The sequence below is a fragment of the Paracoccus sp. KR1-242 genome, assembly GCF_049446195.1.
Classification (GTDB): domain Bacteria; phylum Pseudomonadota; class Alphaproteobacteria; order Rhodobacterales; family Rhodobacteraceae; genus Paracoccus; species Paracoccus broussonetiae.
In genome coordinates this window covers 1-15,010 of record NZ_JBMSED010000016.1, presented here as the reverse complement: position 1 = coordinate 15,010, position 15,010 = coordinate 1, and the positions used below count along the sequence as shown (strand labels likewise).

The following is a 15,010-nucleotide window of genomic DNA, read 5'->3' as shown; positions in this document are numbered from 1 at the left end:
GTCATATCATGTCTTACATCAATCCTTCTGATTTTGCGAAGAAAATGGTCGACGCTGGTGAGGCGAAGGTGTTCATGTCCACCCGCGACACCCTGATCCGCGCCTATATGGCAGGCGCGATCCTCGCCCTCGCCGCCGCCTTTGCTGTGACAGTTACGGTGAACACGGGCAATCCGCTGATCGGCGCGCTGCTGTTCCCGGTCGGGTTCTGCATGCTCTACCTGCTGGGCTTCGACCTTCTGACCGGGGTCTTCACGCTTGTTCCGCTCGCGCTGATCGACCGCCGCCGCGGCGTGACGATGAAGGGGCTATGGCGCAACTGGGGGCTGGTCTTCGCCGGGAATTTCGCCGGTGCCTTCACCGTCGCCGTATTCATGGCAATCATCGTGACCTTCGGGTTTTCCGAGGCTCCGAACGAGGTCGGCCAGAAGATCGGCCATATCGGCGAGGGGCGGACGCTTGGCTATGCCGCCCATGGCGCGGCGGGGATGCTGACCCTGTTCGTGCGGGCCGTCATGTGCAACTGGATGGTCTCGACCGGGGTCGTTGCGGCGATGATGTCCACCAGCGTCTCGGGCAAGATCATGGCGATGTGGATGCCGATCCTGATCTTTTTCTACATGGGGTTCGAGCATTCGATCGTGAACATGTTCCTGTTCCCCGCCGGACTGCTGCTGGGCGGCAAGTTCACGATCATGGACTACCTGATCTGGAACGAAATTCCGACGGTTCTGGGCAATATGGTCGGCGGCCTGACCTTTGTCGGCGCAATGATCTATGCGACCCACTACAAAACCTCACCCGCGCGCATCCCGGATACGGCGGATGAGCAACCTTTGGCTGTCCCCGCCGAGTGAGGGTTGGATATGACGCATCCCGCGAAACCGACAATCCGCACGACCTGCCCCTACTGCGGCGTTGGTTGCGGGGTGCTTGCAAGTACTGATGGTCAGGGTGGCCTGAGTGTCAGGGGCGACCCCGATCACCCGGCCAATCTGGGCAGGTTATGCGTCAAGGGATCGGCCCTTGGCGAGACGGTCGGGCATGGCGGTCGCCTGCTCGCGCCGCTGATAGGCGGGCGGGCTGCCACCTGGGACGAGGCTTTGGACCTTGTCGCCCGCCGCTTTGCGCAGACGATCGCCCGCCACGGCCCGGATTCGATAGCCTTCTACGTCTCGGGTCAGATGCTGACAGAAGACTACTATGTCGCCAACAAGCTGATGAAGGGATTCATCGGATCCGGGAACATCGACACGAACTCTCGTCTTTGCATGGCGTCTTCGGTCGCGGGGCACCGGCGCGCCTTTGGCAGCGATACCGTGCCGGGGCTTTACGAGGATCTCGAGCTGGCCGATACGGTCGTGCTGGTCGGCTCAAACCTTGCCTGGTGCCACCCTGTTTTGTATCAGCGCCTTGCGGCCGCAAAGGAAAAGCGGCCCGGACTGCGCGTCGTGGTGATCGATCCGCGCCGCACCGCGACCTGCGACATTGCGGACCTGCACTTGCGACCCGCGCCGGGTTCGGATGCCGCTCTGTTCAACCTGCTGCTGTCAGAATTGTCGCGCAGATCAATCATTTGCCGTGATGACATCGATAACCTCGAGGATGCGCTGACCGCGGCAAATGCGGTCTCGCCACAGGCCACGGGGTTGGCGCACAGCCAGTTGCGGCAGTTCTACGACCTGTGGTGCGGCAGCGAAAAGGTGGTCACTGTCTATTCACAGGGGATCAACCAATCGGACAGCGGCACCGACAAGGTGAACGCGATCCTGAATTGCCATCTGGCGTCCGGGCGCATCGGTCGGCCCGGTATGGGCCCATTCAGCGTCACCGGCCAGCCGAATGCCATGGGCGGACGTGAGGTGGGCGGTCTTGCCAACATGCTGGCTTGCCACCTGGACATCGAGAACCCCGACCATCGCCGGGCTGTCCGCGACTTCTGGGGCGCACCCGGCATGGCCGAGCGTCCTGGCCTGAAGGCCGTCGACATGTTTCACGCGGTCGAGCAGGGGCGGATCAAGGCGCTATGGGTCATATGCACCAATCCGGCAGCCTCGATGCCCGATGCGGACCGGGTCGCGCGGGCGATTGCCGGTTGCGATTTTGTGGTCGTTTCCGAAACGGCGGCGCAGACCGATACCTCGCGGTTGGCGCATGTCCTGCTGCCCGCCACAGGCTGGGGCGAAAAGGACGGTACGGTCACCAATTCCGAACGCCGCATCAGTCGTCAGCGCCGTCTCATGCCGCCAGCAGGGCAGGCGCGAGATGACTGGCGCATCCTGGCCGAGGTGGGCCGCCGGATGGGTTGGCCCGACGCCTTTGCGTGGAGCGGCCCCGCGCAAGTTTTTGCTGAGCACGCGGCGCTGTCCGGTATCGCGGGTGGGCTGGGCAGCGACTTCGACATCTCGGCCCATGCTGATATCTCGACCACGGATTATGACCGGCTGGAGCCATTTCTCTGGCCACAGGGGGCTGGGAAGCAGGGTGGCCGCTTCTTCGGAGATGGCCGTTTCCACACGCCGTCCGGTCGCGGACGGCTGGTTACCGTCACGCCCCGTGACCCTCAGCCGCTGAACCAGGACTACCCGTTCCGCCTGAATACAGGGCGCATCCGCGACCAATGGCATACGATGACGCGGACCGGCCTTTCTCCACGCCTGTCCCGACATCTGGCCGAACCGTTTCTTGAACTGCATCCGCTAGACGCGGCCCGACTGGGCCTGACCCCCGCCGCGCTGGCCGAGGTGGAAAGCCCGCAAGGCCGCGCCATTCTGCGGGTTCTTGTCACCGAGCGCGTGGCGCAGGGTCATCCCTTTGCGCCGATCCATTGGACCGGAGAGACCGCGCCCGCGGGGCGCATCGGCGCGCTGCTGCCGCCACTGACGGATCCCGTCTCGGGACAGCCGGCGCTGAAATCTGCGCCCGTCGCCATTCGGCCCTTCGTGGCCGCCTGGCATGGCTATGCGGTATCGACCCGACCGGTGCAGCCGCGGTGCGAGTACTGGGCGCGCGCCACGCTTGACCGGGGCGAGCAGGTCGAACTTGCCTCGTCCCGTAAACCGGTGGATTGGCTGGCCGAAGGGCGCGAGATGTTCGGCCTTGATATCGCGCCACTGGTCGTCAGCGACCCCCGGCAGGGTATCCTGCGCCTCGCTTATGTCGCGGACGGGCGGCTTCAGGCTGCGCTTTTCGTCTCTCGTGAGCCTGTGGCGCTTTCCCGTGCGCATCTTTCTTCGGCGCTTGGCGCGGATTGTGGGCCAGAGGTGTTGGCGGGCAGGCCGGGCGCGGACAAACCAGATGAAGGCGCGATCATCTGCGCCTGTTTCGGGGTCGGCGCGAACACCATCCTGCGCGCCATCGCGAGCCAGAGGCTTGTGTCCCTTGAAGATCTGGGCACGGCCCTGCGCGCGGGGACGAATTGCGGGTCGTGCCGGCCAGAGCTGCGGGCGCTTATGGCCGCGGCCCAGCTGAGCGGGTCGGAGACCGACGAGGTGGCGGAACCCCCAAGGCTTTGCGTCGGCGCGGATTGATCCAAGCTTCCCGAGCCGGGCAGCACGCGCGCCACCCGCCATGTCGGGCGCAGAAGGCGGCGCATTTTCGCCCAAGCCGCGGTCCTACTCCAACAGCTGTGGCTGTTCCGATCATGGACAGGTACTTGCCTTGACCGGTCGCATCACGGGCTTGACCCCTGCGATTCCGGTTTCCTGCCCATGCCGGCATTACAGGCAACTAGCGCAGCGGGGCAGGCCGTGCATCGCCGCAACGCCGATCCTCACCAGAATCGAGGTTGCAAACACTATCCGCAACCGGCACTGCAGAATCCAGACTTGGGGGCGGTTAAGAAACGGGAAGCAGATCAACTTGACACGGCCGACCTCATTCCAGTTATCAATTTCCCGTTTGTCACCGCCTCAACTGAAAGTGCTATCAACGTCATGGAAATCTTTACACCCGAGGGGCTGAGCGCCCTGCTCGCGGTAATCGGGATCGATCTGGTCCTGGCCGGGGACAACGCGATCGTCATCGGACTTGCGGCGGCCGGTCTGCCGAAAGAGCAGCGCAGTCGCGCGATCTTCATCGGCATCATAGTCGCCACCGTCATGCGGATCATCTGCGCGATCATGGCGACGCAGTTGCTGCAGATCGTCGGGTTGCTGCTGGCCGGTGGTCTGCTTCTGCTGTGGGTCTGCTGGAAGATGTGGCGCGAATTGCGGGCCAATGCCGCCGAAGAACATGCCGCGGAAGAGGCCTTGGCGGACCGCGACCTGAACCAGGATGGCGTTGTCGGCGGCGGAGCGCCGCAAAAGACATTGATGCAGGCCGTGACCCAGATCGTCATTGCCGACGTTTCGATGAGCATCGATAACGTGCTGGCCGTCGCCGGCGTCGCGCGCGAGCACATGACGGTGCTGGTCGTCGGTCTTGTCCTGTCGATCGCACTGATGGGCCTTGCCGCCAGCTATATCGCGCGGCTTCTGAACCGTCAGCGCTGGATCGCCTATGTCGGGCTTGCGATCATCCTTTACGTCGCACTGAAGATGATCTGGGACGGCGCACATGAGTTGTCGCCGCTGATCCAGCACGCGCTGTCGTCGCACTGACAGGGGCGCACCCGAAGCCAATCGTCCCCGCGGCATATCGCGGGGGCCACACTTGCCCCGGTCTGAGGCTTCAGTTGATCAGCATGACTTGGACATCGGCGACATTGGTGCCGCTTGCCCCGGTGACAAGCAGATCATTTGCGGCCGACAGACAGGCATGGCTGTCGTTGTTTGCAAGCAGGCTCTGAACGTCCAGCCCTGCCGCGGCAATCCGGTCCAGCGTGCCAGGATCGACGATCGCGCCGGCGGCGTCGGTTGGACCATCCCGCCCGTCGGTTCCCGCGGACATGAAGGTCCAAAGGCCGCTCCACCCCCGCATCCCCAGCGCGACGCGCAGCGCCAGTTCCTGGTTCCGGCCACCCTTGCCGTCACCTCGCAGTGTTACCGTCGTTTCGCCGCCAAAGATCAGCGCAGTTGGCCGGTCGGGCGGTGCCTGCCGGGCGGCGGAAACGATCCGTTCTGCGGCATCGGCGACATCTCCGACCAGCTGATCGCTGACGATCCGGCCGGCCCATCCCGGGGCGATGGCGTCCCGCATCGCGCGAAGCGAGATCACGTTGCTGCCGACCAGATAGTTCCGCGCTTGGGGCACCGGGTCGGGTTCTGCGGGGGTGCTCAGCAGGTCGCGGACGGGCAGGGGCAGATCCTGAAGAAGCCCCTTGCCGGAAAGCAGCGCGCGGGCTGCCTGCCGGTCCCCCAGCGGCGGCGAGGTCGGCCCCGAGGCGACCGCTGCCAGGTCGTCCCCGATGACATCCGAAAGGATCAGGCCGACCACGGCGGCGGGGGCTGCGTGACGCAACAAGCCGCCGCCCTTCAGTTCGGAAAGCTGTTGGCGGACCAGGTTCATCGCGGAAATATCAAGCCCGCTTGCCAGCAGGATCGCGGTAACGGCCTGCTTGTCCTGCAGCGTCAGCGGCGCGCGGGGCGCGGGAACCAGGGCCGAGCCGCCCCCCGAAATCAGCGCATAGACGCGATCGTGCGGACCAGTGGCGCTGGCGAGCAGGGCCATGATCCGGCGACTGGCTTCCAGCCCGTCCTCGTCCGGGTCGGGATGGCCCGCGGTCAGGACGACCGCACCGGGAACCGTCGCTTCGTTTCCGCGATGCGTTACGGCCAGGGCAGAGACCGGATTGCGGACATGGTTCATCGCCTCGGCCAGCATTGCTGGGGCGGCCTTGCCGATCGCGACCAGATGGCTGCGACCGCCATCGTCGGGGTCCGGGTGGCGCTGGAAGTGCCTTCGCACCGCCAGCGCCGGGTCAGCGGCCGCAATGGCGCAGCCGTAAAGCCGCTGCGCCATGGCCCGCATGTCACGGACGTGATTGCTCACGCGGCGATCTGCCGGGCCTTCTGGACCAGCACCTCGGCCTGCCGGATCGAGGCATAGTCGATCAACCGTCCGTCCAGCGAAACTGCGCCCTTGCCCTCGGCCTCGGCCTTGGCCATGGCGTCCAGGATGCGCTGCGCTCGTTCCACTTCGGCGGTCGACGGGCTCATCACCTCGTTCGCCAGCGCGATCTGGCTGGGATGGATCGCCCATTTCCCTTCGCAACCCAGCACGGCGGCGCGATAGGCGGCGGCCTTGTAGCCTTCGGGATCCGAGAAGTCGCCAAAGGGACCATCGACCGGGCGCAGGCCATTGGCGCGCGCCGCGACGACCATGCGCGACAGTGCGTAATGCCACATGTCGCCCCAATGGACATTGCGGGCGCCGTTGGCATCCGCATCGGTCAGGACCGAGTAGTGCTCGTTCGCCCCACCGATCACCGTCGTGCGGGCGCGGGTGCTGGCGGCATAGTCGGCGACGCCGAAATGCAGGCTTTCGTTCCGTTTCGAGGCAGCGGCGATCTCGCTGACGTTCTGCATCCCCAGCGCGGTCTCGATGATGTGCTCGAAGCCGATGCGCTTCTTGAAGCCCTTGGCGTCCTCGATTTGGGTCACCATCATGTCGACTGCATACACGTCGGCGGCGGTCCCGACCTTGGGAATCATGATCAGGTCGAGTCGTTCACCGGCCTGTTCGACCACGTCCACGACGTCGCGATACATGTAATGCGTGTCGAGGCCGTTGATTCGGATCGACATGGTTTTGTTGCCCCAGTCGATCTCGTTCAGGGCCTTGATGATGTTCTTGCGCGCCTGCGGTTTTTCATCCGGGGCGACCGCGTCCTCCATGTCGAGGAAGATCACGTCGGCGGCGGAATCCGCTGCCTTTTGAAACATTTGCGGTTGGCTGCCGGGCACCGCGAGTTCGCTGCGGTTCAGGCGTGCGGGGGCTTGTTCGACGGAGAAGAAACTCATGGCCAGATGCTCCTGCCGGAAAGGGAATGTGCTCAAGAAAAAGGCGGCAATGCTTTCCGGTCAAGAAAATAATTTTCCCAGAAGTCATCTTTCGCCTTCGGCACCCTCTCTGTGTTCACCGGTTTCCGACAGTTTTCCACCCGTACGATTGGAGTAGTAGAAGGCGATCGCCTGGGCCCGGCTTTTCACCGAAAGCTTGTCGTAAAGGTTCGACAGGTGGAACTTTACCGTGTTCATGGTGATGCCCAGTTCGCGCGACAATTCTCGATTGGTCAGTCCCTTGGACAAGGCCGCCAGCATGTCCAGTTCGCGTCGCGACAGGGTCTGAAGCGGGTTCCGCTGCAACTCGCGCACGTCCAGATAGGGAAAGACCATCTTGCCCGCGGCGACCGCGATGCAGGTGTCCAGTAGCGTCTCGACCGGGTCGCTGCGCGATACGAATCCCGCCGCCCCCGCCGCCAACGCGGCCAGGTGCACGTCAGTGGATTGCTGGCCATAGATCACCATCCGCGGCGCGTCGGCCTGTTCGCGCAACAGGCCCAGCAGCTTGGCCCCACCCATTGCGGGCAGTGCCCAGTCGATGATCCCGACCTGTGCCGGCACGCGCGAGACATTCGCGAGAAATCCTTCGGCCGAAGCCGAGGTCGCCAGCAGAGAGAATCGCGAGTCGCGCTGAAACAGTTCGGACATCGCCGACATGACCAGCGGATTGCTGTCCGCGATGGCGATAGTCACGGCCTGTTCAAGACTGTGGACGGTTCGGATCATGGAATTGGCACCCTTTGGCTTAGGTCGAAAGTCGGAAGCTAGCGCAAAACGTCTTTGGGCCTGCTCGTGCGGGTGGGAAAATGCCCACCCGAAAGGATACCCGAAGGCAGGGTAATCTTCCGTTGTGAGATTTGTCGAGAGGTGTTTCCTTTTGTTAAAGATAATTAATCAACAGGAAACATCATGGCTGAAGTGATCGTCTTTCCGCAGCTTGAAATTCCCGACACCATTGCGGCCGGTCCCGGTCCGGGGAACACGGACCCGCGCGTGCTGCAGCGCTTTGCCAGCGCAGGCATGGCCGACCATATGCAGGCCGACGTGCTGCGCGGCATGGTCGAAAGCAAATTGATGCTGCGCGAGATCATGGGCACCGCGAACGTCCACACCTTCGGCGTCGCCGGAACGGGGTGGAGCGGGCTGGACTGCCTGTTCAGCGCCGTGCTGCCCGGCGACAAGGTCGTGGTCTTCGTCAATGGCACCTTCTCGGGCGTCGACGGGCTTACGCTGCGGATGAAGGCCGCGACGGCCGAGGAACTGGCGGCGAGCCCGCTGGACCCGAAACCGGCTTCGGTCACTGTCGTTTCGGTGCCGCATGGGCAGTCTGTCACCGGCGAGATCGTTCAGGCGGCGCTGGCCAAGCACCAGCCGAAATGGGCGGCGATGACGCATTGGGAAACCGGTTCGGGTCGGATCAACGATCTGCGCGGGTTCTCGGATGCCTGCCAGGCGTATGATGTGATGGGGCTGATCGATGCCGTGTCCTCCCTGGGGGTCGAAGATTTCCGCATCGACGATTATCCCGGCGTGGATGGCTGGGCCTCCTGTCCGCAAAAGGGGATCTGCTGTCTTCCGCTGACCTATGCGCCGGTGTCCTTCACCGACCGTTATATCCAGAACTTGCGCCAGACGGGCTGCCGGACCTTCGTGCACCACCCCATTCTTGAGGCGCGTCACTGGGGCATCATCGATGGCAAGGATGCCGAAAAGGGCGTCTATCACCGCACCCACAGCGCCTATGCGGTGGCCGCTTTCCACGAAGCCCTGCGCATCACGCTGCAACAGACCGTCGCGGGCCGCGCCAAGTCCTATGCCTTCCACGAGGCGGCGCTGCGCGACGCGGTGACGGCGGCCGGCTGCAAGGTCACGTCGAACATGACATCGCTGGTCGTGCTGAACCTGCCGGACAGCCTGAAGGGCCGCGAGATGGAACTGGTGCAAGCCTGCCGGGCCAAGGGTTTTGGCATCTGGCCGACGCTTTCCGAACCGGTGCAGGTGCGGATCGGCATCCTGAACCTGCTGAACCAGCGCGCCATCACGGACATCGTCACGCGCTTCGTCGGCGCCATGAACGAGATGGGGGCCGGGATCGACATGAAGCAGATCGGTGAACGGCTCGAGGAACAATATCAGGCGGCTGTCGCGGCGGAATAAGCGCGCCTTTGGGAGGAGGCGAAAATGGATATTCACGAATACCAAGCCAAGGAAATTCTCAGCCAGTTCGGCGTCGGCATCCCGCAGGGCGCGCTGGCCTATAGTCCCGAACAGGCCGCCTATCGGGCACGCGAAATCGGCGGCGAGCGTTGGGTCGTCAAGGCGCAGGTTCATGCCGGCGGGCGTGGCAAGGCGGGCGGCGTCAAGCTTTGCGACAGCGACCACGAAATCCAGGCCGTGACCGAGAACATGTTCGGGCAGAAGCTTGTCACGCATCAGACCGGTCCCGAGGGCAAGGGCATCTACCGCGTCTATGTCGAGGCTGCGGTCCCCATCGCCCGCGAAATCTATCTGGGCTTCGTCCTGGACCGCGCCACGCAGCGCGTCATGATCATCGCCAGCAGCGAAGGCGGCATGGAGATCGAGGACATCTCGGCCGAAAGCCCCGACAGCATGATCCGCGCGGTCGTCGAACCCGCCGTCGGCCTGCCAGAGTTCCAGTGCCGCGAGATCGCTTTCGCCCTGGGCATCAAGCCGGGCATGATCCAGCAGATGGTGCGCACGCTTCGCGGCTGCTATCGCGCCCTGCGCGAACTGGACGCCACCATGGTCGAGGTCAACCCCCTTGTCCTGACCAGCGATGACCGCGTGCTGGCGCTGGACGCGAAGATGGCCTTCGACAACAACGCGCTGTTCCGCCATCCCCAGATCATGGAGCTGCGCGACAAGTCGCAGGAAGACCCGCGCGAATCCCGCGCTGCGGATCACGGCCTGTCCTATGTCGGCCTTGACGGCAATATCGGCTGCATCGTGAACGGCGCGGGCCTGGCGATGGCGACGATGGACACGATCAAGCTGGCGGGCGGAGAGCCTGCGAACTTCCTGGACATTGGCGGCGGCGCCACGCCCGAACGTGTTTCTCGCGCGTTCCGGCTGGTCATGTCCGACAAGAACGTCCAGGCGATCCTGATCAACATCTTCGCGGGCATCAACCGCTGCGACTGGGTAGCCGAAGGCATCGTACGCGCGCTCAGGGATGAGCCGATCGACGTGCCGGTCGTCGTGCGCCTTGCCGGCACCAATGTCGAGGAAGGGCAGAAGATCCTTGCGCAAAGCGGCCTGCCGCTGATCCGCGCCACCACCCTGATGGAGGCTGCCGAACGCGCCGTGCAGGCATGGCGCGCGGACACGAAACGCAACCCGAACCTGAAGGTGGTCTGATGAGCATTTTCCTTGAACGCGAAACCCGTGTGATCGTCCAGGGCATCACCGGCAAGATGGCCCGCTTCCACACCAAGGAAATGCTGGATTACGGCACCAATGTCGTCGGGGGCGTCGTGCCCGGCAAGGGTGGCGAGAAAGTCGAAGGGGTGCCGGTTTTCAACACCGTCAAGGAGGCGGTGGCCGAAACCGGGGCCGAGGCGACGCTGGTTTTCGTGCCCCCGCCCGCCGCTGCCGACAGCATCATGGAGGCCGCCGATGCGGGCATCCGCTACTGCGTCTGCATTACCGACGGTATCCCGGCCCAGGACATGATCCGCGTCAAACGTTATATGTACCGCTATCCCAAGGAGCGGCGGATGATCCTGACCGGGCCGAACTGCGCCGGTACGATCAGCCCCGGCAAGGCAATGCTGGGCATCATGCCGGGCCATATCTATCTGCCGGGGAATGTCGGCATCATCGGTCGCTCGGGCACCCTGGGATATGAGGCGGCCGCCCAGCTGAAAGAGCGCGGGCTTGGTGTCTCGACCAGCGTGGGGATCGGGGGGGATCCGATCAACGGCTCGTCCTTCCGCGATGTGCTGGCGCATTTTGAGAAGGATGACGAGACCCACATCATCTGTATGATCGGCGAGATCGGCGGTCCGCAGGAAGCCGAGGCGGCGGAATACATCCGCGACCATATCAGCAAGCCGGTGGTGGCCTATATCGCGGGGCTGACCGCCCCCAAGGGGCGGACCATGGGCCATGCCGGTGCGATTATCTCTGCCTTCGGGGAAAGCGCTTCGGAAAAGGTCGAGATCCTGACAGCGGCGGGCGTGACCATGGCCGAGAATCCGGCCGTGATCGGCGAAACCATCGCCCGCGTCATGCAATAGGGGGCAGTGATGGCAGCAAAACCCCGAGTCCTTGTAACGCGCCGCTGGCCGGCGGCCGTCGAAGCGCGCCTGGGTGAGATCTTCGACGTGCGGCTGAACACCGACGACACCCCCATGCGGCCCGAGGATTTTCGGGCCGCGATGCGGGAGTATGATGCCATCCTGCCGACCGTGACCGACAAGATCGGCCCCACCGCGCTGGAGGTCGACAGCCCTCAGACGCGGATCCTCGCGAATTTCGGCGTAGGCTACAGCCATGTCGATCTGGAGCAGGTGAACCGGCATGGCATCGTCCTGACCAACACGCCCGACGTGCTCAGCGAATGCACCGCCGATCTGGCGATGACCCTGCTGCTGATGGTCGCCCGCCGCGCCGGCGAGGGCGAGCGTGAGTTGCGGGCCGGGAAATGGACCGGCTGGCGGCCAACCCATCTTGTCGGCACCAAGGTTTCTGGCAAGACGCTGGGGATCGTGGGCTATGGCCGCATCGGCCAGGAAATGGCGGCGCGTGCGCATCACGGCTTTGGAATGAAAATCCTGGCCTATAACCGCAGCCCGATCGCACCTGAGGTGCTGGCGCGCTGCAATGCCACGCAGGTCGACAGCCTGGATGAGCTGATGCCGCTTTGCGACTTCATCTCGCTTCACTGTCCGGGCGGGGCCGAGAACCGGCACCTGATCAATGCGCGGCGGCTGGGGATGATGCGGTCCGATGCCTTCCTGATCAACACCGCGCGCGGCGAGGTCGTGGACGAGACCGCCTTGTCCCAGGCGCTGTGGTTCGACGCCATCGGCGGTGCCGGGCTGGACGTCTTCGATGGAGAGCCGCGCATCAATCCCAGCCTACGTGACTGCGACAAGCTGGTGATGCTGCCGCATCTGGGCAGCGCCACCCGTGAAGCGCGCGAGGCCATGGGCTTTCGGGTCATCGACAACCTTGAGGACTTTTTTGCAGGACGCCGCCCGCGCGACAGGGTGAACTGATGCAGGGCGGGGCTCAACGCATCGGACCCCGCCCGCCGGAAGACACGCCATGCACCTATGGCGACAGGCTTCGGGCCGAGATGGACACGCTGTGGCGCAAGGTGATTTCCCGCCGCGCGCCGGGAATTCTGCCGCTTCTGTCGGGGCAGGGGGGCGATCTTTCGCAAAGCCGGGACGTGACAGCCTGCCTTCAGGCATTGAACATCCGGTTCCACCTGCTGAAGATCATAGACGAGAACATCGCCATCCGCTCTCGCCGCCTGGTCGAGGAGCATGAGGGTCCTGCCGCGGTCGAGGGCAGCTTTGCCCGCGTGCTGGACGCCTGTCCCCCGATGTCGCCCGAGGTATTCTGGCGCGGTCTTCAGGGCCTTTGCGTCGGCCCGACCCTGACCGCGCACCCGACCGAGGCCAAACGCGTCACCGTTCTTGAAATCCACAGGCGCATCTCTCGCTTGCTTGCCGCGCTGGAAAACCAGCGGGGGGCTGCTGAAAGGGCCGAGATCATCGAGGATCTGGAAAGCGAGATCGACCTGCTCTGGCTGACCGGCGAACTGCGTCGCCAGCGCCCAACCCCCGTCGATGAGATCGAATGGGGCCTGCAATTCTTTCGCGACAGCCTGTTCGACGCCGTGCCCAATCTGGTGCGGCGCTTCCGGGACGCGGTGGCGCCCGAACACGGCCTGCCCGATCAGGCTGGACCGCTGGTTCGCTTTCATTCCTGGATCGGTGGGGATCGCGACGGCAATCCGCATGTCACGGTTGAAACCACCCGCACCGCGCTTGGCCTGTCGCGGCAGGCTGCACTGGACCGTTATCGTCAGGGGCTTGAGGTGGCGGCACGCCAGCTCAGCATCAGCAGCGCCATTTCCAGCCTGTCGGTCCAGACCCGGAACAGCCTGCAATCGATCATCGACGCGGCGCCCTTGCCCCCGGATCAGGCGCGCCGCAATCCGGGAGAACTGTTCCGCCAGGCGCTCAGCGCCATTGGCCGCCGCATTTCGGCGACCCCGGATGGCCCGGCCTATGCCCATGTCCGGGACTATATCGCCGAGCTGCGCAAGATCGAGGCGGCCTTGGGCAGCATCGGCGCCGACCGGCTGGCCGAGCGTCTGATCCGGCCCTTGCGCTGGCAGGCCGAGGTGTTCGGCTTTCGCACCGTCACGCTGGACATACGACAGAACTCGTCGGTGACGACCCGCGCTCTGGCCTCGATCTGGGGCTTGTCGGGACCGTCGCCGGACTATGGCAGCAAGGAGTGGTCGCGGCGCCTGCGGGCCGAGCTTGCGCAGGACGAACTGCCCGGCCTGGATCGTGACCGTCTGACGCCCGAGGCGGTTGAGCTGCTGGACCTGCTGGCCCTGATGCGCGAAGTCCGTTTCGGTGCGGACCCGCTGGCCATCGGGCCGTTCATCCTGTCGATGACCCGGTCCTGTGATGACCTGCTGGGGGTGTTCCTGCTGGCGCGCCACGCCGGTTTTGGCCCCGAGCGGCTGGACCTGCGCGTCGTGCCGCTGTTCGAGACCATCGCGGATCTGCGCGCCGCACCCGCGATACTTGAAGAGCTGCTCCGCGTTCCGATCGCCCGCCGCAGCCTGGAATCCGAAGGCCGCCGCATTGAGATCATGCTGGGCTATTCCGACAGCAACAAAGATGGCGGCTTCCTGTGCGCCAGCCGCGAACTGGAAAAGGCGCAGCGCAGCATCGCGCGGGTCCTGGCCTCGCATGGGCTGCTGCCGATCTTCTTCCACGGTCGCGGCGGCTCGGTGAGCCGCGGGCAGGCGCCGACGGAACGCGCCATCGCCGCCCAGCCGAGTGGCACGGTCAATGGCCGGCTGCGCACGACCGAGCAGGGCGAGGTCGTCTCCTCCAAATTCGCCAACAGCGGAACCGCTCAGTATGAGCTGGAACTGCTGGCCTCATCCGTGATGGCCCAGTCCCTTGCAAGCGCGGTCGAGCCGGTGCACCCGGAATTCAACGATACGCTGGAAGCGCTGTCCGACATGTCCTGCACCGCCTATCGCGGATTGCTGGGCAGGCCCGGCTTCATCGACTATTTCAACCAGGCCAGTCCCGTCGAGGAACTGACCATGCTGAAGATGGGCTCGCGCCCGGCCCGCCGTTTCGGCGCGCAAAGCCTGGACGATTTGCGGGCGATCCCTTGGGTCTTTGCCTGGTCGCAGAACCGGCATCTGATTTCGGGCTGGTATGGTTTCGGCTCGGCCATCGCGACTTTCCGGCGCTTTCGCCAGGCCGAGGGCGACGCGCTTTTGCGCCGCATGTTCCAGGAATCCCGCGTCTTCCGCCTGATTGTGGACGAAACCGAAAAGTCGCTGTTTCACGCCGACATGGAGGTCGCCGCCCGCTATCGCGCGCTGGTTCTGGATGCCGAATCCGGCCGCGACATCTTTGGACGCATCCGGCAGGAATACGAAGACAGCTGCGCGGCGGTCATGTTCCTGACCGGTGTCGGTGCCATTGGCCAGCGCTTCCCGAACATGTCGGCGCGGTTCGAGCGTGTGCGCGCCGAACTGGACCGCGTCCACGACCTGCAGATCAAGCTTTTGCGCGACAATCGCAATCAACCCGGACAAGGCGTGCCGGTCGCCCTGATGCAGACGATGAACTGCATCTCGGCCGCGCTCGGCTGGACCGGATAACCGATCATGGGAGAGAATGCATGAACCAGATCAAGCCTGCCGGATTCTTCACCGAGACGCTGGACAGCCGGGACCCCGAGATTTTCGGCGCGATCCGGCAGGAGCTGGGTCGCCAGCGCGACGAGATCGAGCTGATCGCGTCCGAGAACATCGTCTCGCGGGCGGT

General features: G+C 64.5%; 11 protein-coding genes and 1 pseudogene. 9 read left to right on the top strand and 3 right to left on the bottom strand.

Annotated features, from left to right (window positions below):
* Positions 1 to 8 precede the first annotated feature (8 nt).
* The 3 genes from ACO2Q4_RS21020 (at position 9) to ACO2Q4_RS21010 (ending at position 4,601) form a co-directional block, all read left to right on the top strand.
* Positions 9 to 857: a formate/nitrite transporter family protein gene (locus ACO2Q4_RS21020; protein ID WP_423321708.1), complete on the top strand. Its 849-nt coding sequence runs from the start codon at positions 9 to 11 to the stop codon at positions 855 to 857.
* Between the two features lie 9 nt (positions 858 to 866).
* The gene (locus ACO2Q4_RS21015) at positions 867 to 3,530 is read left to right on the top strand and encodes a molybdopterin-dependent oxidoreductase (RefSeq protein WP_423321706.1); all 2,664 of its coding nucleotides are present in this window, start codon (positions 867 to 869) and stop codon (positions 3,528 to 3,530) included.
* 405 nt (positions 3,531 to 3,935) lie between these two features.
* Entirely contained in the window at positions 3,936 to 4,601 is a 666-nt protein-coding gene (locus tag ACO2Q4_RS21010; protein WP_311761080.1) for a TerC family protein, read from the top strand.
* Between the two features lie 70 nt (positions 4,602 to 4,671).
* Here ACO2Q4_RS21010 and ACO2Q4_RS21005 read toward each other — a convergent pair whose 3' ends face one another.
* The 3 genes from ACO2Q4_RS21005 to ACO2Q4_RS20995 all read right to left on the bottom strand — a co-directional run bounded on the left by ACO2Q4_RS21005 (position 4,672) and on the right by ACO2Q4_RS20995 (position 7,670).
* Entirely contained in the window at positions 4,672 to 5,931 is a 1,260-nt protein-coding gene (locus tag ACO2Q4_RS21005) for a glycerate kinase type-2 family protein (protein ID WP_395135507.1), read from the bottom strand.
* Positions 5,928 to 6,902: an HpcH/HpaI aldolase/citrate lyase family protein gene (locus ACO2Q4_RS21000; protein ID WP_311761082.1), complete on the bottom strand. Its 975-nt coding sequence runs from the start codon at positions 6,900 to 6,902 to the stop codon at positions 5,928 to 5,930. The genes ACO2Q4_RS21005 and ACO2Q4_RS21000 overlap by 4 nt, the downstream gene beginning before the upstream one ends.
* Positions 6,903 to 6,986: 84 nt before the next feature.
* Positions 6,987 to 7,670 (bottom strand): response regulator transcription factor, encoded by a 684-nt coding sequence (locus tag ACO2Q4_RS20995; protein WP_311761083.1) that lies wholly within the window; start codon positions 7,668 to 7,670, stop codon positions 6,987 to 6,989.
* A gap of 183 nt (positions 7,671 to 7,853) precedes the next feature.
* Between ACO2Q4_RS20995 and ACO2Q4_RS20990 the strand changes: the two genes are divergently transcribed.
* The 6 genes and pseudogenes from ACO2Q4_RS20990 to glyA form a co-directional block, all read left to right on the top strand.
* Positions 7,854 to 9,101: an aminotransferase gene (locus ACO2Q4_RS20990; RefSeq protein WP_423321703.1), complete on the top strand. Its 1,248-nt coding sequence runs from the start codon at positions 7,854 to 7,856 to the stop codon at positions 9,099 to 9,101.
* Positions 9,102 to 9,125: 24 nt separating this feature from the next.
* Complete coding sequence (locus tag ACO2Q4_RS20985) at positions 9,126 to 10,322, top strand: malate--CoA ligase subunit beta (RefSeq protein WP_311761085.1); 1,197 nt, start codon at positions 9,126 to 9,128, stop codon at positions 10,320 to 10,322.
* Positions 10,322 to 11,203, top strand: coding sequence for a succinate--CoA ligase subunit alpha (sucD, locus tag ACO2Q4_RS20980; protein ID WP_311761086.1), 882 nt, complete (start codon positions 10,322 to 10,324; stop codon positions 11,201 to 11,203). The genes ACO2Q4_RS20985 and sucD overlap by 1 nt, the downstream gene beginning before the upstream one ends.
* 9 nt (positions 11,204 to 11,212) lie before the next feature.
* A complete protein-coding gene (locus tag ACO2Q4_RS20975) occupies positions 11,213 to 12,187 on the top strand; it encodes a 2-hydroxyacid dehydrogenase (protein ID WP_311761087.1) in 975 nt (324 codons plus the stop codon).
* Positions 12,187 to 14,844: a phosphoenolpyruvate carboxylase gene (locus ACO2Q4_RS20970; RefSeq protein WP_423321700.1), complete on the top strand. Its 2,658-nt coding sequence runs from the start codon at positions 12,187 to 12,189 to the stop codon at positions 14,842 to 14,844. Before ACO2Q4_RS20975 ends, ACO2Q4_RS20970 begins: the two co-directional genes overlap by 1 nt.
* Before the next feature lie 20 nt (positions 14,845 to 14,864).
* Positions 14,865 to 15,010 (top strand): annotated as a pseudogene (gene glyA, locus ACO2Q4_RS20965) (serine hydroxymethyltransferase); the annotation flags it as partial.

Excerpts from the sequence above, each read along its gene's own strand:
- ACO2Q4_RS21020 (WP_423321708.1), top strand. The coding sequence starts at position 9 with ATGTCTTACATCAATCCTTCTGATTTTGCGAAGAAAATGGTCGACGCT.
- ACO2Q4_RS21015 (WP_423321706.1), top strand. The coding sequence starts at position 867 with ATGACGCATCCCGCGAAACCGACAATCCGCACGACCTGCCCCTACTGC.
- ACO2Q4_RS21010 (WP_311761080.1), top strand. The coding sequence starts at position 3,936 with ATGGAAATCTTTACACCCGAGGGGCTGAGCGCCCTGCTCGCGGTAATC.
- ACO2Q4_RS21000 (WP_311761082.1), bottom strand. The coding sequence starts at position 6,902 with ATGAGTTTCTTCTCCGTCGAACAAGCCCCCGCACGCCTGAACCGCAGC.
- ACO2Q4_RS20995 (WP_311761083.1), bottom strand. The coding sequence starts at position 7,670 with ATGATCCGAACCGTCCACAGTCTTGAACAGGCCGTGACTATCGCCATC.
- ACO2Q4_RS20990 (WP_423321703.1), top strand. The coding sequence starts at position 7,854 with ATGGCTGAAGTGATCGTCTTTCCGCAGCTTGAAATTCCCGACACCATT.
- ACO2Q4_RS20985 (WP_311761085.1), top strand. The coding sequence starts at position 9,126 with ATGGATATTCACGAATACCAAGCCAAGGAAATTCTCAGCCAGTTCGGC.
- sucD (WP_311761086.1), top strand. The coding sequence starts at position 10,322 with ATGAGCATTTTCCTTGAACGCGAAACCCGTGTGATCGTCCAGGGCATC.
- ACO2Q4_RS20975 (WP_311761087.1), top strand. The coding sequence starts at position 11,213 with ATGGCAGCAAAACCCCGAGTCCTTGTAACGCGCCGCTGGCCGGCGGCC.
- ACO2Q4_RS20970 (WP_423321700.1), top strand. The coding sequence starts at position 12,187 with ATGCAGGGCGGGGCTCAACGCATCGGACCCCGCCCGCCGGAAGACACG.